Origin of the sequence: Szabonella alba, from assembly GCF_016765775.1 — a bacterium.
Lineage (GTDB): Bacteria > Pseudomonadota > Alphaproteobacteria > Rhodobacterales > Rhodobacteraceae > Szabonella > Szabonella alba.
Window position 1 is genome coordinate 327635 of the sequence record NZ_JAESVN010000001.1, and the last position, 22205, is coordinate 349839.

Consider the following 22205-nt stretch of genomic DNA (forward strand, 5'->3'; position numbering starts at 1 on the left):
ACCGCAGCCGGGCGGGCAGGGAACGCCCGGGCGGGCAGGCAAGGCGGCGGGCGGCGGGCATCGCGGTCCGGTTCAGCTTTGCGCGGGCGCGGGGGGGCGCGCCCGGGCCGAGGCCAGCGTGTCGCGCAGTTCGGCCTCCATCTTCACCAGATCCTCTTCGGCGGCGGCGCGTTTGGCCTTGCCCTCTTCGGCGATCTGCAGACTGTCATTGATCGTGGCGATCAGGGTTGCATTGGCCTTCTTCACCGCCTCGATGTCAAAGACGCCGCGTTCCATTTCGGTGCGCACGACGCGGTTGGTTTCCCGCAGGTTTTCGGCATTGGCGGTCAGTAGATCATTGGTCAGATCATTGGCCGCCCGGATCGATTCTGCCGCCTCACGCGAGCGCTGGATCGTCACCGCCTGCGCAAGCTGCGTTTCCCACAGCGGCACGGTGTTCACGAGGGTAGAGTTGATCTTGGTCACAAGGCTTTTGTCGTTTTCCTGCACCAGCCGGATCGAGGGCAGCGACTGCATGGTGACCTGACGGGTCAGTTTCAGGTCATGCACCCGGCGTTCCAGATCGTCGCGGGCGGACCGGATATCGCGCAATTCCTGCGCGGCCATGACCTGCTTTTCCTCGGGCGCGGCCTTCACCTCGGCCTCTTTGGCCGGGATCACGGTCGCGTCGATCTCTTTCAGCTTGGCCTCACCGGCGGCGATGTAGATCGCCAGTTCGTCATAGAAGGCCAGCGTCTTTTCATAGAGCAGATCCAGCGACTTGATGTCTTTCAGCAGCTTGTGCTCATGGCTCAGCAATTCCTCGGTGATCTTGTCGATCTGGCCTTGGACATTCTCGAACTTGGCGACGAAATTCGCAAAGGGGGCTGCGCGGCCAAGCAGCTTTTCCCACCAGCTGCGCTCACGCCGGACATCGAGTTCGGAAACCGAAAATCCCCGGATGGTTGACACCATGTTGCGCAGGCTGTCGCCCGCCGGGCCGACATCCTTGTTTTTCACATCCACCAGCATTTCCTGACTGATGACCTGCAGTTCGGATTGGGCGCGCGAGCCGAAGGAAATGATCGACTGCGTGCTGCCAAGGTCGATCTCGGCCATGCGGCGGCTGATTTCCTCGGCCTGCGGGGCAGGGGCTGCTTCCAGTGGCACGATCTCACGGCCCGGTTCGGGCAGGACGATGGCCGTGACCTTCTCGACCTCGGCAAGGGCGGTTTCGGCAGCTTTGCGGGTGGCGTCGGACATGGGACAAACCTTCAATGAAACGGCCGGGGCGCTGAAACGGCCCCGAGGCGCGGGTTAACGGTTTTCGAACTCGAGACGTTCCCGAAGAACCTCAATCTCGACATTCAGATCGGAATTGTTGTTGGACAGAAGATCGGTGGTGCGGCGGGCAAAGGTGGTTTCCAGATCGTCCAGCAGCGCCTCATACGCGGCGCGCTGCGCAGGGTTGCGGCCATCGGCGTAAAGATCGGCAAATTTCACCGTCGCGTCGCGCGCGCCCTCAAGATAGACGCCCAGATAGCGCCGTGCGGCGGTCAGGTCGCGCGGATCGCCCTCGACCGTGCGGAACAGGCCCCGGGCTGTGGTGATGAACCGCTCCACCCGCGCCTCCAATGCGCGGTCGCGGGCGCGCAGGATCGCGTCGCGCATCGCGGCCAGATGCTGTTCGGCCCCGTCCACGGCGCGGGCAACGCGGTCGGTCTGGAACTGGTCCACACCCTCGGCCCCCTTGTCCTTAAGGGGGTCGGCCCCAAAGGCCCCCAGATGCAGCGCGGCACCGATCAGACCCAGAAGGCCCGCGATCACCACGCCCTGTCCGGCCATGACAACACCCAATCCCAGCCCCGCCCCGGTCAGGACCGAGGCGAAGATCTTGCGCGGAAAGGCCGGGCGGCGGGCGATGCGGCGCGATTCGTAGGCTTCCTCGGCCACAAGCCCCTCACGCGTCAGCCATGCGGCGGCCATCAGCAGGGCAAAGACCCCCAGACCAAGGATCAGATCACCCGGATCGCCGCGAAAGGCGCGGATCGCGAAGAGGAAAGGCATCAGAAACAGCAGGTTGGACCGGAACCCGACCCGCGTGGGCCGTTTGCCCCTGAACCCGCCTTGCGGGGGTGCGCTGCCCGGTGCCGCCGCCGGGGGGCGGGCGCTGTCGGAGCTGAATTTTCCGCCAAAACGCTGCGCCATCAGACCGCCCCCAGCCCAGCGACATAGACCGTCAGCGCCAGCAGCAGCAGGAAGGACAGGGTGGAAAGGCTTTTGCCGGACATGGGCGATCCTGGTGAACAGAGAAACCTTGCGACGCATGCGCCACAAGACGGACTATAGGCAGGCGGGATTGCCCGATAAAGGGTGTTCGCGGGGAAATGGGTGCCTTTATTCCCCACTATTCCCCACGGGGGCGGGGTTTTGCCGGCCCGGGGCCGCCGCTGGCGCGCGTCGGGCGGCCGCCGGTTGCGGGTTTTGCGCGGGGCAGGGCGGTTCCGCCGACCCGGGGTTTTGGACCTGCGGCCGGTTTCGTACTTGTCCCCGGTTTTTGCCCGGTGCCCGTTTTGGCTCCGGTGCCCGTCTTCGCCCCTGCGCCCGTCTTTGCCCTTGTGCCGGTTTCCGGTCTTGGGGCGCGGCCGCCGGGTTTGGCCGTGGCCTGTCCGGGGCGTTTGCGGGCGGGTTTTTCCGCCTCGTCAGGTTCGGACAGCCCAAGCTGATCGCGCAGCACACGGGGGCGGATCTCTTCGACATCGCCGGGCTTGAGCTCATTGAGCCGGAACGGGCCATAGCTGACCCGGATCAGCCGGTTCACCGTCAGTTTGATTGCCGTCATGGCGCGGCGGATCTCGCGATTGCGCCCTTCGCGCAGGCCCACGGTCAACCACGCATTCGCGCCTTGAATCCTGTCCAGCGTCACGGTCATGGGCTGGAAATCCTCACCTTCCACCGTGATGCCCCGGCGCAGGGGTTCCAGATCGGCATCGGCCGGATTGCCCTTCACCCGCACCCGATACTTGCGCAGCCACCCGGTTGAGGGAAGTTCCAGACGGCGCTTGAGTTCGCCATCATTGGTCAACAGCAGCAGCCCCTCGGAATTAAGATCCAGCCGCCCGACCGACATCACACGCGGCAGATCCTCGGGCAGATGGTCGAAGATCGTCTCACGCCCCTTTTCGTCCGAGGCCGAGGTGACCAGACCCTCGGGTTTGTAGTAAAGCCAGAGCCGCGCGGGTTCGGGCGCGCCGACGGGTTTGCCATTCACGGTGATGCGGTCCTTGGGGCTGACATTCAGCGCGGGACTGTCGATCACGCGGCCATTCACCGCGACCTCCCCCAGCTGGATCATCCGTTCCGCCTCACGCCGCGATGCGACGCCTGCGCGGGACAGGACCTTGGCGATGCGTTCACCCTCCGCCGTCTTTGCGGCGATCTTTCCGGCCTCTTTCGCCACGGCTGGGGCCGGGCGGCGGATCACGCGGGTCGCGGGGCGCGACTGTATGCGCGCATCGCCATCGAAGGCGGGGGATTTCGGGGGTTTGGTCATTGCGGACCTCCTGTTGCGACGTCCTCGCGACGTGGCTGGGCGTTAGGGGCCCGTTGCCCCCGAGGCCTGGAGGATAGAGGCGGAAGGCTTGCGGTGCAAGATCGGTTGATGAAGTGGTCGGGGTGGGGCGGGCGGAGTAGGAAAATCATCGCTTTTCTCCGCCCGCATCGCAACCTTTGCCCCGGGATCGGCAGTCAAGCGCAATCACAAAGGACAGCGCCTCCCCGGGCGGGGGCGAAGCACCCGCCATGGGGCGGGTGGGTGCTGTCCGGCGGCCTTGGGGCCACCAGACGGCAGATGGATACCGTTTCGCATGGCCGGGGCGATGGCCCCGACCAAGGAAAGTTCGAACCCAGCCTCAGCCGCGCCCGACGAAGGGCATATTGGTCGCCATGATCGTCAGCGTCTGGATATTGGTGTCCAGCGGCAGCCCGGCCATATGCCAGACCGCGCGGGCGACTTCCCTTGCATCCATCACCGGCTCAATCGCGTTGGTGCCATTGGCCTGCGGCACGCCTTTGGTCATCGCCACCGCCATATCGGTCAGTGCATTGCCGATGTCGATTTGGCCGCAGGCGATGTTGAAGGGCCGCCCGTCCAGACTGATCGTCTTGGTCAGGCCCGAAACCGCATGTTTCGACGCGGTATAGGGCACTGACCCCGGGCGCGGCGCATGGGCCGAGATGGAGCCGTTATTGATGATGCGCCCGCCCTTGGGATCCTGATTGCGCATCACGCGGAAGGCCGCGCGGGCGCACAGGAACATGCCGGTGATGTTCACATCCGTCACCCGTTTCCAGTCGGCGACCTTGATCTCGTCGATCAGGGTCGCGGGCAGAACGGCACCGGCATTGTTGAAGATCGCGTCCAGATGGCCCCATTCGGCGGTGGCCTTGTCGAAGGTGGCATCGACCTGCCCCTCATCGGTCACGTCACAGGGCAGGATCAGCGCCTCGGCATGGCCTGCCGCGGTTTCCTCCAGCGCATCGGCGCGGCGGCCGACAAGCCCGACCTTCCAGCCGTTTTCCAGAAAATGCCGCGTCGTGGCGCGGCCGATGCCGGATCCGGCACCGGTGATGATGATGGTATTTGCAGACATGGGGACTCTCCTCCCGTCAGGGGCGCGGCCGATGCCGCAAGGCAAGGGCCGCGCCGCAAGGGCACGGCCCTGAAAGCGGGGTCAGTGGTTGTCGCGCGGCAGGTCGCGGCAGACCTTGTGATAGGCGGTCGCAAGCTCGATACAGCCACCATCGGCCAGTTGCCCGACCGTCTTGCGATAGATCTCCTGCCAGGGGGTCTGGCTGCGGATATCGGGCGCGGTCCAGGCATCCTTGCGGGCCTGCCATTCGGCATCGTCGACAAGGGCGTTCAGCGTGCTGTCATTGAGGTTCAGACGCACCCGGTCCCCGGTTTTCAGATAGGCAAGCCCGCCGCCCACCACCGATTCCGGTGAGGCGTTGAGGATCGAGGGGCTTTCGGATGTGCCCGATTGCCTCCCGTCGCCCACCGTGGGCAGATGGTTGATGCCTGCCCGGATCAGCGCATCCGGTGGCTGCATGTTCACCACCTCGGCCGAACCGGGATAGCCCACGCAACCGACGCCGCGAATGAACAGGATGTCATTCTCGTTGATGTCGAGTTCCGGATCGTTGATGCGGTCGTGATAGTCCTCGGGGCCCTCAAACACGATGGCGCGCGCCTCATAGATGCCTTCCTTGCCGGGATCCGACAGGAAACGGGCGCGGAAATCGGCAGAGATCACCGAGGTTTTCATCAGGGCGGAGTCGAAGAGGTTGCCCGACAGCACAAGGAAGCCCGCATTCGGGCGCATCGGCTCGGCATAGGTCTTGATGACCTCGGTATCGCGGCTGGCCCAGCCCTGCAGGTTTTCGGCCATGGTCTTGCCGGTCACCGTCATCGCGCCGCCATGCAGACGGCCCGCCGAGGCCAGTTCGCCCATCACCGCCGGAACGCCGCCCGCACGGTAGAAGGATTCGCCCAGATATTTGCCCGCAGGCTGCATGTTCACCAGAAGAGGCACCTCGAACCCGACCTTCTGCCAGTCGGTCACATGCAGATCGACACCCGCATGACGGGCGACCGCCTGAAGATGCGGCGGGGCATTGGTCGATCCGCCGATGGCAGAATTGACGATGATCGCGTTTTCAAACGCTTCCCGCGTCAGGATGTCCGAGGGTTTCAGATCCTCTTCCACCATGGCGACGATGCGGCGCCCGGTTTCATAGGCCATGTTCATCCGTTCGCGGAAGGGCGCGGGGATCGCGGAACAGGAGGTCAGGCTCATGCCAAGCGCCTCGGCCATGGCGTTCATCGTGCTGGCTGTGCCCATCGAGTTGCAATGGCCAAGGCTGGGGGCCGAGGCCGCGACGCGGGACATGAATTCCTCGACATCAATCTTGCCTTCCGACAGCAGGCGGCGGCTTTCCCAGACCACAGTGCCGGATCCGACAAGCCGCCCGTTCCACCAGCCATCCAGCATTGGCCCGCCATTCAGCGCGATGGCCGGAAGATCCGCCGTGGCGGCCCCCATCAGCATCGCAGGCGTGGTCTTGTCGCAGCCGGTGGTCAGCACCACCCCGTCGATCGGATAGCCGTGCAGCACCTCGACAAGGCTCAGATAGGCAAGGTTGCGGTCCAGCGCCGCCGTGGGGCGCTTGCCGGTTTCCTGAATCGGATGGACAGGAAATTCCATCGGAACCCCGCCCGCATCGCGGATGCCCGCCTTGATGCGGTCCATCAGGAAGACGTGGATCTTGTTGCAGGGCGAGATGTCGCTGCCGGTCTGGGCGATGCCGATGATCGGGCGCTCGCCCTGAAGTTCGCCGCGCGTGTATTCCTGATTCAGATAGCGCTCCATATAAAGCGCGGTCATGCCGGGGTTATTCGGGTTGTCGAACCATTCCTGGGAACGGTATTTCCTGTTCGCACGCGTATCGGACATGTTTTGGCTTCCGGCTGTTGGATGGGGATTGCACTCTGCCCGTATATTGCGTTTTGGTATACCAGATCGCAACAGAAAAACGGCAAAAGTGAAATTCATGTGCCCAGATTTGCCCCCGCTCCCGCCCGTCCTGCCATCCGGCAGGGTCCTGACAGGCAGGAGAAGCCATCGATGAGCACCCGTCAGCGTCAGGTTTTCTGGCAGGGCTTCCGCGATTGCAGCCCTTTCATCGTCATCGTGATTCCCTTCTCGCTGCTGTTCGGCGTGGTGGCGCGGGATGCGGGGCTGGATGTGTTTCAGGTCGTGGCCATGTCGGCCATGGTCATTGCGGGCGCCTCACAGTTCACCGCGCTCAGCCTGCTGGCCGATCAGGCGCCGGTCTTTGTGGTGCTGCTGGCGTCTTTGGCGGTCAATCTGCGCATGGCGATGTATTCGGCGGCGCTGGTGCCGCATCTGGGGGCCGCGCCCATGCGGCTGCGGGTGTTGATGGCCTATGTCATGGTGGACCAGACCTATGCGGTCGCCTCGAACAAGTTCGAGGTGGAACCGCAGATGCCGCTGGCCGAAAAGATCGCCTATTATTTCGGCTCGATCACCGTGGTCTGTATCCCGTGGTATCTGTGCACCTTTCTGGGCGCGGTGATCGGACAGGCGATTCCCCCCGCGCTGTCGGCCGATTTTGCGGTGCCGGTCTGCTTCATCGCGCTTTTCGCGCCGATGCTGCGCAGTGCGGCCCATATCATCGGGGCTTTCGTTTCGGTTCTGGCCTCGATCCTGTTTCAGGCCGTGCCGTGGAATTTCGGCGTGATCCTTGCGGCGATGCTGGCGATTGCCGTGGCGGCACAGGTTGAATTCTGGCAGCGCCGCCGCGCGCAAAGGAAAGCATCATGATCGACACGGGCACATTCTGGCTGGTCACGATCCTTCTGGGGGTTCTGACATGGCTGATCCGGTTTTCCTTTCTGGGCCTTCTGGGGGGGCGGGAATTGCCGGACTGGCTGCTGGTGCATCTGCGCTATGTCGGGGTGGGCGTGCTGCCCGCGATGGTGGTGCCGATGGTGCTCTGGCCCGCCGCGACCGGTGGCGCGGCTGATCCGATGCGGATTTTCGCGGCGGCGGCAGCCCTTTATGCAGGCTGGCGCTTTGGCGTGATCGCGGCGCTGGCGGCGGGGATGATGACGCTCTGGCTGCTTCAGGCGCTGACGGGCTGATCCGTGGCGACCAGCGCCGCGATATGCCCGGCGGCCCGGATGATCCGCCCCTCCAGCATCGAGCCTAGGGCGAAACCCGGCACGGCGGCCCGAAAACAGGCGGTGAAGCGGTCGTCGGACAGCGAGATTTCCAGCGTCTGAAAATCGAAAAGATGGCGGGTCCGGGGGTATTGCGCTTTATAGGCGGCTTCCTTGGCACAAAAGACGGCCATGGCATGCCGGGGGTCCGGGGTTCGCGCGGCCTCTTCGTCGCGCAGCACCATCGGCCAGAGATCGCGGGCCAGATCCGCCTCGGGTTCCAGATCCAGCCCCAGCAGCAGGGGACGCGTCGTGACCACGGCAAGGCAGGCGGTGGCACTGTGGGAGATGGAGCCCACAATCCCCCCGGGCCAGAGCGGCGCACGGTCGCGGCCCATGGGAATCGCGGCAGAGGCAAGGCCCAGGGCCGCCATGGCCTGCCGTGCCGCCCGGCGACCGGCGGCGAATTCGCGCAGTCTTGTTTCGGTGGCGCTGATCGCCTCACCGGGCAGGAGGCCGCTGGCTTCCTGCCCCGGATCGGCGGCGGCCAGCGCACAGCCCGGCGGCAACAGCGCCGAGACCGCAGCCGCAAGGGCGGTAAGGTCAGGCATCCACGCCGGTCCGGCCTGCCCGTCCCGCCCGCATCGCGCGCCGCCGTTCCATCGCCTCGGCCCGCGCATCGGCCCGGTCCGAAATGCCCCGCAGCGGACCGTGTGTCGCACCAGCAGGCGCAAGGGGCGCGGAGGGGGGGGGCTGCCGTGGGGCAGCCGGGCGCAGGGCCCCCGACGCCGTGCTGCCCTCAAGATGCGCGGCAAGGGCGGCGAGCGTCGGAAAGCGGAAGATATCGGTGATCGACAACCGTGCCGCCGCCGCCCCCAGTTCAGCCCGGATTTCGCGATGCGCCTGCACCGCCAGCAGCGAATGACCACCCAAACCAAAGAAATTGTCCTTCGCGCCCACCTTCGGCAAGCCAAGGATGCGGGCCCAGATCGCGGCAATCCGGCCCTCCAGCCCGGCGGGGGCCACGAAATCCGGCGCTGTGGCAACGGGTGCATTGGCCGAAGGCGGGGGCAGGGCCTTGCGATCCACTTTGCGGTTCGGGGTCAGGGGGAAGCTGTCCAGCGTGACGAAATGCTGCGGCACCATATGGTCAGGCAGCACCGCCGCCAGCGCGGCGCGCAGGCTGGCCCCGGTCGCGGCGCCGCGCAGATAGGCCACCAGCCGCAGATCGCCGGGGCTGTCCTCGCGCGCCATGACGACGGCCTGCGCCACACCGGGCTGCGCCTCAAGCACCGTCTCGATCTCTCCCAGCTCGATCCGGTAGCCGCGCAGTTTGACCTGATGATCGGCGCGGCCCAGAAAATCCAGCCTGCCATCGGCGCGCAGGCGCACCAGATCGCCGGTGCGATACATCCGCCCGGCATGGAACGGGTTGGGGCGGAACCGCTCCGCCGTCAGATCCTCGCGCTGCCAATAGCCGCGCGTAACACCCTCGCCGCCGATCCACAATTCCCCGGCAATGCCGCGCGGCACGGGTTGTAGCGCCTCATCCAGCACATAGACCTGCGTATTGGCGATGGGGGTGCCGATATTCACGATGCCGTCACCCGGCATGGCCTCCTCGACCGTAGACCAGATCGTGGTCTCGGTCGGGCCATACATGTTCAGGATCCGCGCCTGTGTCGTGTCCTGCAGGTCGCGCACAAGGGCCGAGGGCAGCGCCTCGCCGCCCAGCATCAGGGTTTTCACCCCGGCAAGGGCCGCGCGGCTTTGGTCATTCATCGCGATCATCCGCGCCATCGAGGGCGTGCATTGCAGATGTGTCACCCGGTGACGGAGCAGTTGCGCGGCAATCGACCAGTCGCCTTCCTCGGGGCCCGCCCCGGCATTGGACCGCCGCAGCACCTCGGCCAGCGGGGTCAGCCCTTCCAGCACCATTTCGGGGGCGATGCCGTAGTCAATCAGGCAGGCCACCTCATTGACCCCGATCCGCTTGAGACTTTCGACACGGTCCAGACAATCCCCGATCGTGCCGAACAGCCCTGAATCCTCAAAATACCGCTGGAAGGCGAAATCGAGGATCGCCGCATTTTCCTCATCCGACAGGCTGCGCAGGTCGATCTGCATCGGGTTCGTCACGCCCTGCGGTTTCTTGAAGGCCGGAAAGGCCCAGGCATATTGCTTCACCAGCCCCACGGCTGCGGCCAGATAGGCCTTCATCGGACCCTCTGCCACGCGGCGCACGGTGTCGCGGTCGGGGCCGACATAGGTATGCAGCATCAGCGTCACCTTGTGGTCCGCCGGATCATGGCCCGCCGCGCGCAGCGCCTCGTGATAGAACCCGATTTTCTCGGCCACTTCATCAACTGACTGGCCCAGAAGATGCGTCAGCACATTGGCGCCAAGCGCGCCCGCCTCACGCCATGTATCGGGATTGCCTGCGGTGGTGACCCAGAGCGGCAGTTCCTTGGAAACCGGACGCGGCTGGGTGACGACCGGCAGCATGGTGCCATCGGCCTTGGGAAACTCCACCGCCTCACCGCGCCACAGACGCCGCACCTGATCGGCGGCGGCATACATCGCGGCCTTGTTCGCAGGCGGCGTGTTTTCGGGGCGCAGCACGAAATCCTCGGGTTGCCAGCCCGAGGCGATGGCCATGCCCACCCGCCCGTTGGTCAGATTGTCGATCACGGCCCATTCCTCGGCAATCCGTGCCGGATGGTGCAGCGGCACAACGCAGGACCCGGCCCGCACGGCAAGGTTTTTCGTCACTGCCGCAACCGCCGCGCCCGTCACTGACGGGTTGGGATAGGGGCCTCCGAAAGCGTGGAAATGCCGCTCGGGCGTCCAGAGCGCGACAAAGCCGTTGGCATCGGCGAATTTCGCGCCTTCCAGCAGCAATTCGTATTTCTTCGGGCCAACGCCATCATCATTGCCCCAGTAATAAAGCGAAAACTCCATTCCCTGCCCCGTGGCGATCCGCCCCGAGGACACCAGCGCCCGGTTCTCATCCGAAGAAATCACCACCTTGAAGCCGCGCGCCAGCGTCCAGAACAGTTCCAGCACCGAAATGTCGAAAGACAGTGAGGTGACGGCCAGCCAGACACCCGGTTCGGTGCCGATACGGGCATCCATGCCGGTAAAGAAATTTGTGACATTGCGGTGTTCGACCATCACGCCCTTGGGCCTGCCGGTCGAGCCTGAGGTGTAGATCATATAGGCCAGATCATCGGGGCCTGCGCCAGCATCGGGATCGGTGGTCGCCGCCGTGGCAAGGCGCGGATCGCGGTCAATCTCAAGCACCTGTGCCGTGCCGGTGGTAAGCGTGGTCGCAAGACCCGATTGCGTGACAATCACCGGGGCGGCGCTGTCCTCGATATAAAGCGCGATGCGTTCGGCGGGATAGGCCGGGTCCATCGGAACGTAAGCCCCGCCCGCCTTCTGGATCGCCAGCGCGCCCACCAGCAGATCGACCGAGCGTGTGACGCAAAGCCCGACCAGCGTGCCGGGCCGCACACCCATGTCACGCAGCACATGCGCCGCCCGATTGGCGCGGGCGTTCAGCGCAGCATAGGTCAGCGCCGTGCCTTCAAAGACCAGCGCGATGGCCTCGGGCGTCCGCGCGACCTGCGCCTCAAACGCGCGATGAACGGTCAGGCTGCGGTCGTGACCGGTTTCGGTGGCGTTCAGTCGTTGCAGGATCTCTTCGGCCTCGGCTGGCGGCAGGATCGGCAGGGTGGCAATCTCGGCCTCCCCGCTGAACCCGGCTGCAAAGGTCGCGATACGGGCGGCAAGGGCGGTTGCCTCTGCGTCGGGCAGGCGGGAGCGGTCGTAATGCAGCGCCCCGGCGGTCAGGGTAATGACACTGCCCAGAAGCGGGGCATCGGCTTCATTCAGCGCTACCTGCGGCATCCGCAATCCGGCCAGCGCCGGGTCGCGCAGCGGCAGATCGGTGGCAAATCCCACACGGCCAAGGGCACGCTTCCGCGCCACGTCAAAGGCGGTCTGTGCCTCAGTGGCACTGCCTGTCACGGTCACGGTCAGCGGCGACCACGGGCTGACATATCCCGGTGCGGGATCCGCGCCGTTGGAATGGGCATGATCCGCCGCCGTCAGGCCCAGTGCCCGCAACGCACCAAAGGCCTTGGCGGCCCAAGCGCCCGGCAGATCCAGCCGCTGCCAATCCGCCGCGCCGGTGGTTTGCGTGCCTGCAATCGCGGCAGGCTCCATCCCCGCCAGCGCGCGGCGCATCTGTGCCTCTTGCGCTGCGACCCCGGCAAGGGCAGCAGTCAGATGCGCGGCCTCCTTCGCATCGGGGGAGGGGAGACGATCCACGCCCAGACTGCGCGGGCAGACCGCGTTGCCGCCCATGTCGCGCAGCGACATCAGGCGCAACGCCCCGGAGCTGCAGGCAACCACCAGCCCGGCCTCGGTCGCCTCCAGCACAGCGCCGGGGGCGCCCGCGCCAGTCTCCAGCGCCGCCTTGCCCACGGCCAGCACGCGGTCCTGGACCGCGATCTTGGCGCAGGTCAGCGGGTTCAGATAGCTGCCATGATCCAGCGCGCGGACCAGCCGCAGCGCCTCCTCCGCCGTGCCGGTAAAGTCGATTCGCCCTGCTGCTGCCGGTCTGTCCGACCGCAGATGCAGGCTGCGGTCGGACAGATCCTGCGCGATACCCTGCGCATCGCCGCTTTCCAGCCGGTCCAAGAGGGCGGGAAAACTGTCGATTGCCGCCTCGAAACAGCGCGTATTCAGCGTCAGCGCGGTGTCATCGGGGTGGATGTCGAAGATCCGCTGTTCAAGAATCGCGCCTTCATCCACGCCGCCGGTCATCCGGTGCCATGTGATGCCGTGCTGCGCCTCGCCCGCCAGCAACGCCCAGACCGGGGCGTTCAGACCCGCATGACGGGGCAGGGGGCCATCGTGGAAATTTACCGCCCCCCGACGCGCGCAGGTCAGAACCGGTTCGGGAATGACATTGAGATTGGCAACCGACAGCAGCCAGTCCACCGTCAGCCCCCCCAGCCGGGCGACAGCATCCGGTCCCTGCGCCACGGCCCGCAGCCCGCGCCCTTCGGCCCAATGCCGCACTTCGGCGCTGCGTGTCACCACGGCGGCAATGCCATGCCCGCGCGCCAATGCCATTTCCCCGCATTGGATGGTCAGGGATTCATTGCCGATCAGCAAAAGGCGCAGCATGGTCATCTCAGGCTCCTTCCCGCCCGGGGGCGGTATGGCTTGGCGGGGCGGCGGGCCGTCCTTTGCCCCGCAATAGGGCTGCCCGCAGCGAATGGGCGATCAGATCACGCAGGAACATCGGCGGGTCCTGCCGGTCCTTGCGCTGGACCAACAGGCGCGCCCGCCACAGCGCCGCCCCCGCGATCAGCGCAAGCGTGGCCAGCGCTGCATAGGCACGGCCATGGACCTTTGTGAAATAATGCAGCCGGCTGTCGAACCAATAGCCGGGCATTCGGCGCCAGCCCTTCATCCCGGTCGAGACTGATCCGATATGCACAACCTCACTGGTCCGCACATAGTCGATGGCCATACCGGCATCGGCGACACGGTGGCAAAGCTCGGTTTCCTCAAAATAGAGAAAGAAGCGTTCATCGAACAATCCGATCCGGTCCAGCAGATCCTGCCGCATCATCATGCTGGCCCCGGCCAGCCAGTCCACGGCTTGCGTTGCCTCGGGGATGGGGAAGGCGACGATCCGGCGGCGCAGCAGTCGGGACACCGGGCCAAAGCGGACCGCGCCTTCAAATTCGGATGCGACCGAGGGGAAGCGGAAGGCCGTGCGATGCGACACGCCGTCCTCGCCCTTGATGAAACTGCCTGCAAATCCGGTGCCGGGATGGGTTTCCAGCCGGTCGAACAGCGCGCGGATCGCATCCGGTTCGGGGAAGGCGTCGGAATTCAGGATATAGATATAATCAGGCCGCGCCCCGCCGGGCAGTCCGGCCCGGATGCCAAAATTGTTGCCCGCGCCAAAGCCGCCATTGCGCCCCGATTGCAGCACCCGCACCGGCACGGCGCCCTTGTCCCAGCCGCGCAAGGCGACCGCCTCGGTCAGGGCCTCGAAGGAGTCATCGCCGCTGTCATTGTCGACGATGGTGATGGCGCCGGTTAGCCCCTCCATCGCGCGCAGGGCGGCCTCGGCCGCGCGCAGCGTCATTGGTGCTGTGCGCCAGTTCAGGATCACGGTCAGGATGCTGCGCGCCATGCCGGTCATTCCGCCGCCCGTGAAAACGACGGCTGCCCCGGGGCCGCGCCTGCAGGTTCGATGCGGGCGATGACCCGGCGCAGTCGCGCGGCCAGTGTGCGGACATCGGGTTCCAGCACCATGCTGTCATGATCGCCGGGCACCTCGATCACCTCCAGCGCGGGGGCAAAGCGGGTCAGGTCATTGTCGGCATAGACATATTCCCGCGCGGCGCTGACCCAGTTGCCCGAAGTGACCTGCCAATGCAGATCCAGCGGTGGGCGGAAGAGGACGGTTTCCCCCTCGCGTCGTGGAAGTTCATAATCAACGATGGCCTGCCGGAACGCCGCCTCGATCGCGGCATTGTGGAAGGCGCCCTCGGCCTCATGCGCGGCATGTGGCTGGCGCTTGCGCATTTCCCAGTCCCAGCGGGCACGGGCCCAGTCGACCAGATAGCCGGGGCCGCGCTTGCACAGTTCGGCCAGCTTTATCATGGCCTTGTCGGCGCGGGTCAGGGCAGGGCGCATCGGCAGGGGCGTGTCCAGCAGGACCAGCGCCGAAACCGTTTCGCCCGCGGATTCCAGTTGATGCGCCATTTCCCATGCGGTCAGCCCGCCGCCCGAAAACCCGCCCAAGAGATAGGGACCATGCGGCTGCACCTGCCGCAATTCGGCAATGTAATCGGCGGCGGCTTCGGGGATGGTGCGATGCGGCTCGGCATCGCCGTAAAGCCCGCGCGCCTGCAGCCCGTAAAACGGCCGGTCGCCCCCGATCAGTTGCGCCAGATGCCGCAGGTTCAGCACATTGCCGAACATTCCCGCGACAAGGAAGAAGGGCGTTTTCGACCCGCCCTCGCGTTCATGCATGGCGACCAGATGGATGAAGCGGCGGGCAGGTGCCTGCAGTGCCGTGGCTTCGCCATCCTCCTGCGGGCCGATGCGCTCCTCGATGAGCGCGGCACAGGCGGCAATCGTCGGGGCCTCGAACAGCACCGAGATCGGGAAATCGACCGACCATGTCTTGCGCACCATCGCAAACAGCCGCACCGCGATCAGGCTGTGCCCGCCAAGCGCAAAGAAGTCATCCTCGACCCCCACCTGCGCCACGCCCAGCAGATCCTGCCAGAAGGCGACAAGACGGCGCTCGATCTCATTGCGCGGCTCAAGATAATCGCTGTCCAGATCGGGGCGTTCAAAGGCCTGTCCCTCGGGGCGCACGGCCTCAACCCGGTCGGCCTGCGCGATCAGCGCGGGCAGATCCAGTGAGGAAACCACGATTTGCGGCAGCCCCGTGGCCAGCGCGCGGGCGAAAGCCTCGGCCCCTTCCTCGGCCCGGATGCCTTGCGTCAGGGTCCAGGCAAAGCGTTCCTCGGCTGGGGACAGGTTGCGCGCGCCGGGGGTTTCGTCAAAGTCCAGGTCGCGCGGGCCGGGGGGGGACAGGACCAGCCCGCCCTCAAGCCTGCGGAGGGTGAAGCCGGTGATGTCGACGCAGATATGCCCCTCGGCATCGGCCAGCGTGATGTCGAAAGCGGCCACCGGCCCCTCGGCGCGGTTCGTGCCCGCATTGCGCACCCAGCTGACCACCGTGGCGGGCAGGGGCGCATGAACGCGGACGGATCCATAGCTGACCGGCACCCAGAGATGCGAGGGCTGGTAACCCCCAATCAGCCCCATTGCCCAGCCGGTTGCCAGATCCATCAGCGCGGGATGCAGCGGCCAGTCGCCGGCCTCCGCCGCGAATTCGTCGGGCAGGGACAGCGTTGCGATCCCCTCATCCTGCGACAGCGCGCGGGACCGGATCACCCGCCAGCGCGGGCCGAACTCCAGATGCTCTTCTTGCGGCGAGCGCAGCCCCTCACCGGTTTCGGGCGCATTGCAGCGCGCGGCAATTGCGGCGGGGTCGATCCGCCCCTGATCAGGCGCGCGCGGGATCAGCCGGGCGGTGGCGTTCATCTGCCAGCCCGTGCGGCCCTGCACCGGCACGGATGAGCGCAGTTCGAACCCGTACCCCTCATCGCTGCGGATCAGTTTCGCGCGGATGTCGCGCCTTTCGCCATCCGGCACATCCAGCGGGCGGAAGAAGTAAAGATCACGAATTTCGAACCCGTCCACGCCCTCGGCGGCCAGCGCCTCAGCGGCCAGTTCCAGATAGCCCGTGCCGGGGATCAGCGCCGCGCCCGCCCCGCTGTGCTGCCCGTCGCGGATGCGGTGCCCGTCAAGGATCCAGTGATCAGTGCCAAGGGGCGCGGTAAAGACGCGGTTGCCGTCGCGGTCGAACCCGACCTCATCCAGCAGCGGCGCCTTGACCGGCAGGCGCGGGGCCTCGGGCCTTTTTCCCAGACGGTCGGCCAGCGCCTCGGCAGCCATGCCGACGCCCTGCCAGATGCCCCAGTTCAGCGCCACAACCCGCGTGCGCCCTCCGGCGCGCGACTGCGCATAGGCGTTCAGATATTCATTGGCAGCCACATAATCGACCTGCCCCGCCGGACCGGTCAGGGTCGAGGTTGAGGCGAACAGAACCAACAGGTCAAGCGCGCCATCGGGAAACAGCGCGTCCAGCACCTGCGTGCCATGCAGTTTCGGGGCCAGAACCGCCTCGACCGTCGCCGGGGTCCTGGACAGGATCGGACCATCATCCACCACCCCCGCCGCATGGATCACGGCGCGGATCGGACCCAGTTCGGCGGCGGCGCGGGCAATCGCCCCGGCCATTTCGCTGCGGTCGCAGACATCGGCGACCAGAACCGACACCTGTCCGCCAATCGCCTCAAGGCGTTTCAGGGCCATGATGCGGCGCGCGGCGGGGGTTTGCCCCTCGATCTCGGCCTCCCAATCGGCGCGGGGGGGCAGGGGGCGGCGGGCGATCAGGGCGATCTTCGCGCCATGGCGGCGGATCAGATCCTCGGCAAGGGTCAGGCCGATGCCGCCGAAGCCGCCCGTCACCAGAACCGTGGCCCCCCGGGGCAGGTCCAGCCCTGCCCCCGGGCCAGTTTCGGGCAGGGCGACCGGGGCGATGCCGCGTTCCAGCCGCCGCGTGCCGCGCAGCGCCACCAACGCATTGGCAGGCGGCGACAGCAGATCCTCCAGCAATTGCAGGGCCAGCGGCGCATGATCCGCCCGGCCCCGGCGCGGGGTCCGGGGCAGAACCACGTCGATCTGTGCCGCCGTCATGCCCGGCAATTCATGCGGGATCACCCGCAAAGGCCCGGCCACGGTGGCCTTTTCGGGATGGGGCAATGCCTCATTCCGCACCCTGACCGCGCCATTTGTCACGGAGGTCAGGTGGATCGGGCCGGGCAGCCCCTCCCCCCCGATGGCCTGCGCAAGGAACATCAACGCGTAGAATCCCTGCTCGATATTGCGGTGCAGGAAGCTTGATCCGGGGCGGAAGGTCTCCCGGTCCGTGACCTGCCAGAAATGCGCGATCCGGGTCGGCACCTGATCGGACAGGACCAGATCGCGGATCAGTGCGTCATAGCCTTCGCGCCCGCGTTCGGGGGCGAGGGTATAGCCGTCAGCCCCCTTGCGGAACCCATCCCCCGCCCGGACCGTGACCACCCGATGCCCTGCACGGCGCAGCAGATCGGCAGTGGCGCGGCCCAGCCCCGCCTCATCCAGAAACAGCAGCCATGTCTGCGGGGTCGATCCCTCCAGCCCGGCCTCGACATCAATTTCGCAGTCCGCAGCGCGGGGCCGCCAATGGGGTTTCCAGCCCCATCGGGCAATATCGTCGATGCGGGCGGGCAGGGCCTCGGCCTCTATCGCCGCGGCCTTGCCCGGTTCGATGAAATAGGGTTTGCGCTGAAAGGCATAGGTCGGCAGCGATACGCGGCGCCGCCGCGCCCCGCCCCAGATGGGCGCCCAGTCCACCGGCACGCCGCAGGCCCATAGCCGCGCGATGGTTGCCACATGCCACATGTCATCGGGCATCTTCTGTTCGGGATGGCGCAGGGCAGACACGATCTGCCCCTGCGCCACGCCATTGGCCTGCGCCAGCGATGACATCGCGCGCCCGGGGCCCATTTCCAGATAGACCCGCCCCGGTTCGGCGCGGAGGCAGTCCATGCAGGCGGCAAAGCGCACGGTGTTGCGCAGATGCGCGACCCAGTATTCGGGATCGGTCGCCTCGGCCGCCGTCAGCGGCTGGCCGGTTCGGTTCGAGATCACGGGGATCTGCGGCGGATTCAGGCTGATCGACCGCAGGTAATCGCCGAAACGGTGCAGGATCGGCTCCAGCATCCGGCTATGGGCGGCGATGTCGATGGCGATGCGCTGGGTTTCCACCCCGTCGGCCGCCAGCCGTTCGGCCAGCCCCGCCAGTGCCGCATCCGGGCCTGACACCACGCACAACCCCGGAGCATTGACGGATGCCATGTCCAGATCATCCGTCAGGTAAGGCGCCAGCTCCGCCTCCTCCAGCGGGACCGACAGCATCCCGCCGGGCGGAACCGTGTCGAACAGCGTGCCGCGCAGATGCACCAGACCGATGCAATCCTCGAAACCCATCACCCCGGCCAGACAGGCGGCGGTGTTTTCGCCCATCGAATGACCGACAAGGGCGACGGGCTCCACCCCCCAGCTTTGATAAAGCTTCGCCAGCGCATATTCGACGATCAGGATCAGCGGCAATTGCACCGAGGGGCGTTTCAGCCGCGCATCCGCCGCCGCCTCGGCCCCCTGATCCGGCAGCCACAGCGCGCGGATATCGTAATCAAGCATCGGCTGCAGCACGGCCAGCCCGCGATCCATCCAGTCGGCGAATTCGGGTTCCGTTTCATACAGATCCCGCGCCATGCCTGCATATTGCGCGCCGCCGCCGGGGAACATGAACACAACCTCGGGCGCGTCCCCCAGATGGTCATGCGACCAGACCCGGCGCGGATCGGCGCCTTCCAGCAGGCGCGCGGCGTCCTCATGGGTTTCGGCCACGATCACGCGGCGTTTTTCGAACGCGCGGCGGCCTTCCTTCAGCGTCCATGCCACATCGGCAAGCGATTGTTCGGGGTGCGCGCGCAGATGGGCGGCAAGCCTTGTGGCCTGACCGTCAAGTGCGGCCTTGCTGCGGGCCGAGATCACCAGCGGCTGAAACGGCCAGTCCGAAACCTCGGGTGCGGGCCGGTCGGGGGCTTCCTCCAGCACGGCATGGGCATTGGTGCCGCCGACGCCAAGAGAATTGACGCCCGCGCGGCGCGGATGATCGCCACGCGGCCAGTCGGTCAACTGGTCATTGACCATGAAGGGGCTGCCCTCAAAGGCGATGGCGGGGTTCGGGGCCTCATAATTCAGGCTGGGCGGCATCTGGCGGTGATAGAGCGCCAGCGTGGCCTTGATCAGGCTGGCCACCCCGGCCGCCGTATCCAGATGGCCGATATTGGTTTTCACCGATCCGATGCGGCAAAACGCTTCCGCATCCGTGGTCTGGCGAAACGCCTCGGTCAGGGCCGAAACCTCGATCGGGTCGCCCAGATAGGTGCCGGTGCCGTGACATTCGACATACTCGACGCTGCGCGCATCGACCCCGGCAATTGCCTGCGCCTCGGCAATGGCGCGGGCCTGCCCGTCCACCGAAGGGGCCAGATACCCCGCCTTGGCCGCCCCGTCATTATTGACCGCCGTACCCCTGATGATGCCCCAGATATGATCGCCGTCGCGGACCGCATCGACCGCGCGGCGCAGCACCACACAACCCGCGCCCGAGCCGAACACCGTGCCTTGCGCGCGATGGTCGAAAGCATGGCAATGGCCGTCGGGCGACAGGATTTCCCCGTCGTTGAAGATGTATCCCCGCCCCTGCGGCAGTTCGATGGTGACACCGCCCGCCAGCGCCATGTCGCATTCGCCATTGAGCAGCGCCTGAACCGCGTAATGCACCGCGACCAGCGAGGTGGAACAGGCGGTCTGGATGTTGATGCTGGGTCCGCGCAGATCAAAGACATGGCTGACGCGGGTGGACAGGAAATCCTTGTCATTTCCGGTATGGCGCAGCAGGAACATGCCGGTGCTGTCGACCAGATCGGGGTTCGAACACAGGTTGAAGTAGAAATAGCTCCCCATCCCGCAGCCCGCAAAGACGCCGATGGCGCCGGGGAAGGCTTCAGGCGGGTGGCCCGCATCCTCCAGCGCCTCCCATGCCACTTCCAGAAACTGCCGGTGCTGGGGGTCAAGGATTGCGGCCTCTTTCGGGGAAAAGCCAAAGAATTCCGCGTCGAACCGTTCAAATCCATCCAGCGGTGCTGCGGCGCGGACGTAATTGGAATTGCGCAACCGGGCCGGGCTTTCGCCTGCGGCCAGAAGCTCTGCCTCGGTCAACTGGCGGATGGATTCGACCCCGGCCTTCAGATTGGCCCAATAGTCCGCAACCGACCCCGCCCCCGGCAGATGCGCCGCCATGCCGACAATGGCAATGTCGGTCTCACCCGGCAGGCGGGGGGGGGATTCAATATCCTTCATGCGTCACTGGCCCTTATGCAGCCTTCAGATGGGGATCAGCGCGCCAGCGGCCAAGCCCCGTCCGGTTGCCCATGGAAGGTTAAAAATAGCTTAAAGTGGCCCCGGGCGATACCCGCCCTGCCACCGCTGCGCGATCGGTGCGACAGGGGCAACAATGACAAACCTTTGCCACATTTTCGACAGAAAGCCGGGCGGATCGTGGCGGGAAGGCCTTTGCGGACCGGTGCGGAGCAGATCCCCTGGGCGCATTGGTCTGCGTTCTGAAACAATGGTTTGTGGCAGGACGGGAAGGGCCCCGGCCCGAAGGCTCGAATCGACGTTAACCTTTTCAGCGCCAGGCGGGTTTCAGCGTCGGGCGGGCCGCGTCGTCGCCGGGATCACAGCACCGTGCGCGGTCCGCTGCGGATCGCCAGAGCGTCGCGCCATTGCTGTTCGCGGCGCTCGGCCCGGGCGCGGGCCAGCATCTCGGCATGGCCAAGGATCGCGCCCGCCATCAGCCAGCTGAAAGGGATCAGCGTCGCATTGGGCAGAAGATCGGCCAGATTGGCGGCATAGATCAGCGCGATCAGCGTGACAAAGGGTGACAGATCCGCCGCCCGGCCCAGAACCGCCTCACGCGCCAGCAGGAACAGCGGCAGGGTCAGCAGCCCGAATTCTGCGACATAGCCCGCCCAGCCATAGGTGCCCAGAACGATGATCCACTGCCCGTCCGGCACCGAGAGGATCCGCCCGGTGATCGGATCAAGGATCAGCGCCCGACCATAGCCGCCCCAGCCGAACCACGGCTTTTCCTGCGCGCGGGCCAGAAGCTGTTCCTCATTCACGATGCGGTATTCCAGCGACTGATGCCGCGCCTCGCTATAGGACAGCGCCAGATCGAGGATCACATCCAGCGGGATCAGATGCGCCCCGCGCAGCAGCGGATAGGTGATGACCACCACCGCCAGCAGCCCCGCAAGGATAACCTGCAAGCGTTTCGGCGCAAACAGGATCAGCGGGATCAGCCCCAGCGCATAGACCATCGGCCCGGTGCTGCGGCAGAGCACCAGAAGGATCATCAGATAGACCCAGACCACCAACCGCTTTGGCCGCTCATCGGGTGGTGCCAGACGCAGCAGCAGCAGCGCCGACATCGCCGCCATCAGCGCGAAAAAGGCCACCCACAGCCCATGCGGCATGAAGACCATCGGACGGAACCCGCCGCCGCGCATGGATTGTGAAAAGTCATGCTGGAAAAACCCATAGACCCAGACATTGATCTGCGGCGAAAGCCGCGATTCCAGCGCCATCGGGACCGAATAGATCAGCCCCGCGATGACCAGAGCCTGCACCATCACCTTCATGCCATCGGCGGTGGCAAGCAGGCGGCGGGCCAGAAAGAACGGGATCAGCGCGATGATCTGATAACTGACCGAGGCCAGCGAATCATAGATGCGCAGCGCGGGCACATCGCCCGCCATGATCGGGATCACATCGGGATTGGTCAGCGCGGTCGCAAAGGGGCTGGCCACGAACAGCACCATCAGCGCCTTGCCGACAAGGTTTCCGGGCAGAAAGCCCGGCCTTTCGCCCAGCACCCAGACCGTGAGGCCCAGCGCGCAGAGGTTCGAGATGGTGAACTTGTCCATATCCGGGATTGCGGGCAGGTTGAAGCTGGCCAGCGGCGGCAGCAGCATATATGCGCCAAGGATCGACCAGACCAGCGCCTGTTCCCGCGGCAGCCGCCTGAACAGGACGGTCGCAAGGACCGGCCAGAGCAGCAGCATCAGGTAGGCAATCGCGTTGGGCATCGGTTCAGGGGCCGGACTGGGGTGCTGGAAATGCGGACGAT

At 66.0% G+C, this 22205-nt stretch carries 12 protein-coding genes; 2 read left to right on the forward strand and 10 right to left on the reverse strand.

Annotated elements, in window-relative coordinates:
* Window positions 1-72: 72 nt before the first annotated feature.
* The 5 genes from JL811_RS01535 to JL811_RS01555 all read right to left on the reverse strand — a co-directional run bounded on the left by JL811_RS01535 (window position 73) and on the right by JL811_RS01555 (window position 6494).
* Window positions 73-1242 (reverse strand): toxic anion resistance protein, encoded by a 1170-nt coding sequence (locus JL811_RS01535; protein WP_202686479.1) that lies wholly within the window; start codon window positions 1240-1242, stop codon window positions 73-75.
* Window positions 1243-1296: 54 nt separating this feature from the next.
* Complete coding sequence (locus tag JL811_RS01540) at window positions 1297-2187, reverse strand: 5-bromo-4-chloroindolyl phosphate hydrolysis family protein (RefSeq protein ID WP_202686481.1); 891 nt, start codon at window positions 2185-2187, stop codon at window positions 1297-1299.
* A gap of 199 nt (window positions 2188-2386) precedes the next feature.
* Window positions 2387-3532, reverse strand: a complete 1146-nt coding sequence (locus JL811_RS01545; protein ID WP_202686483.1) for a pseudouridine synthase — start codon at window positions 3530-3532, stop codon at window positions 2387-2389.
* Between the two features lie 358 nt (window positions 3533-3890).
* Window positions 3891-4631: an SDR family oxidoreductase gene (locus JL811_RS01550; RefSeq protein ID WP_202686485.1), complete on the reverse strand. Its 741-nt coding sequence runs from the start codon at window positions 4629-4631 to the stop codon at window positions 3891-3893.
* A gap of 81 nt (window positions 4632-4712) precedes the next feature.
* Complete coding sequence (locus tag JL811_RS01555; protein WP_202686487.1) at window positions 4713-6494, reverse strand: IlvD/Edd family dehydratase; 1782 nt, start codon at window positions 6492-6494, stop codon at window positions 4713-4715.
* A 171-nt stretch (window positions 6495-6665) separates the two neighbouring features.
* Between JL811_RS01555 and JL811_RS01560 the strand changes: the two genes are divergently transcribed.
* Together JL811_RS01560 and JL811_RS01565 are read left to right on the forward strand one after the other, a co-directional pair.
* Window positions 6666-7385, forward strand: a complete 720-nt coding sequence (locus JL811_RS01560; protein ID WP_202686489.1) for an AzlC family ABC transporter permease — start codon at window positions 6666-6668, stop codon at window positions 7383-7385.
* Window positions 7382-7705 carry an AzlD domain-containing protein gene (locus tag JL811_RS01565; protein ID WP_202686491.1) on the forward strand — a complete coding sequence of 108 codons (324 nt, stop codon included), beginning with the start codon at window positions 7382-7384 and terminating at the stop codon, window positions 7703-7705. Before JL811_RS01560 ends, JL811_RS01565 begins: the two co-directional genes overlap by 4 nt.
* Here JL811_RS01565 and JL811_RS01570 read toward each other — a convergent pair.
* The 5 genes from JL811_RS01570 to JL811_RS01590 form a co-directional block, all read right to left on the reverse strand.
* Window positions 7687-8334 carry a 4'-phosphopantetheinyl transferase family protein gene (locus tag JL811_RS01570; RefSeq protein ID WP_202686493.1) on the reverse strand — a complete coding sequence of 216 codons (648 nt, stop codon included), beginning with the start codon at window positions 8332-8334 and terminating at the stop codon, window positions 7687-7689. The genes JL811_RS01565 and JL811_RS01570 overlap by 19 nt on opposite strands.
* The gene (locus JL811_RS01575; RefSeq protein ID WP_420496753.1) at window positions 8327-12928 is read right to left on the reverse strand and encodes a MupA/Atu3671 family FMN-dependent luciferase-like monooxygenase; all 4602 of its coding nucleotides are present in this window, start codon (window positions 12926-12928) and stop codon (window positions 8327-8329) included. Before JL811_RS01575 ends, JL811_RS01570 begins: the two co-directional genes overlap by 8 nt.
* A gap of 1 nt (window position 12929) precedes the next feature.
* Window positions 12930-13946, reverse strand: coding sequence for a glycosyltransferase (locus JL811_RS01580; RefSeq protein ID WP_202686495.1), 1017 nt, complete (start codon window positions 13944-13946; stop codon window positions 12930-12932).
* A 5-nt stretch (window positions 13947-13951) separates the two neighbouring features.
* Entirely contained in the window at window positions 13952-20374 is a 6423-nt protein-coding gene (locus tag JL811_RS01585) for a type I polyketide synthase (protein ID WP_202686497.1), read from the reverse strand.
* A gap of 377 nt (window positions 20375-20751) precedes the next feature.
* Complete coding sequence (locus JL811_RS01590; RefSeq protein WP_202686499.1) at window positions 20752-22164, reverse strand: hypothetical protein; 1413 nt, start codon at window positions 22162-22164, stop codon at window positions 20752-20754.
* Between the last annotated feature and the right edge of the window lie 41 nt (window positions 22165-22205).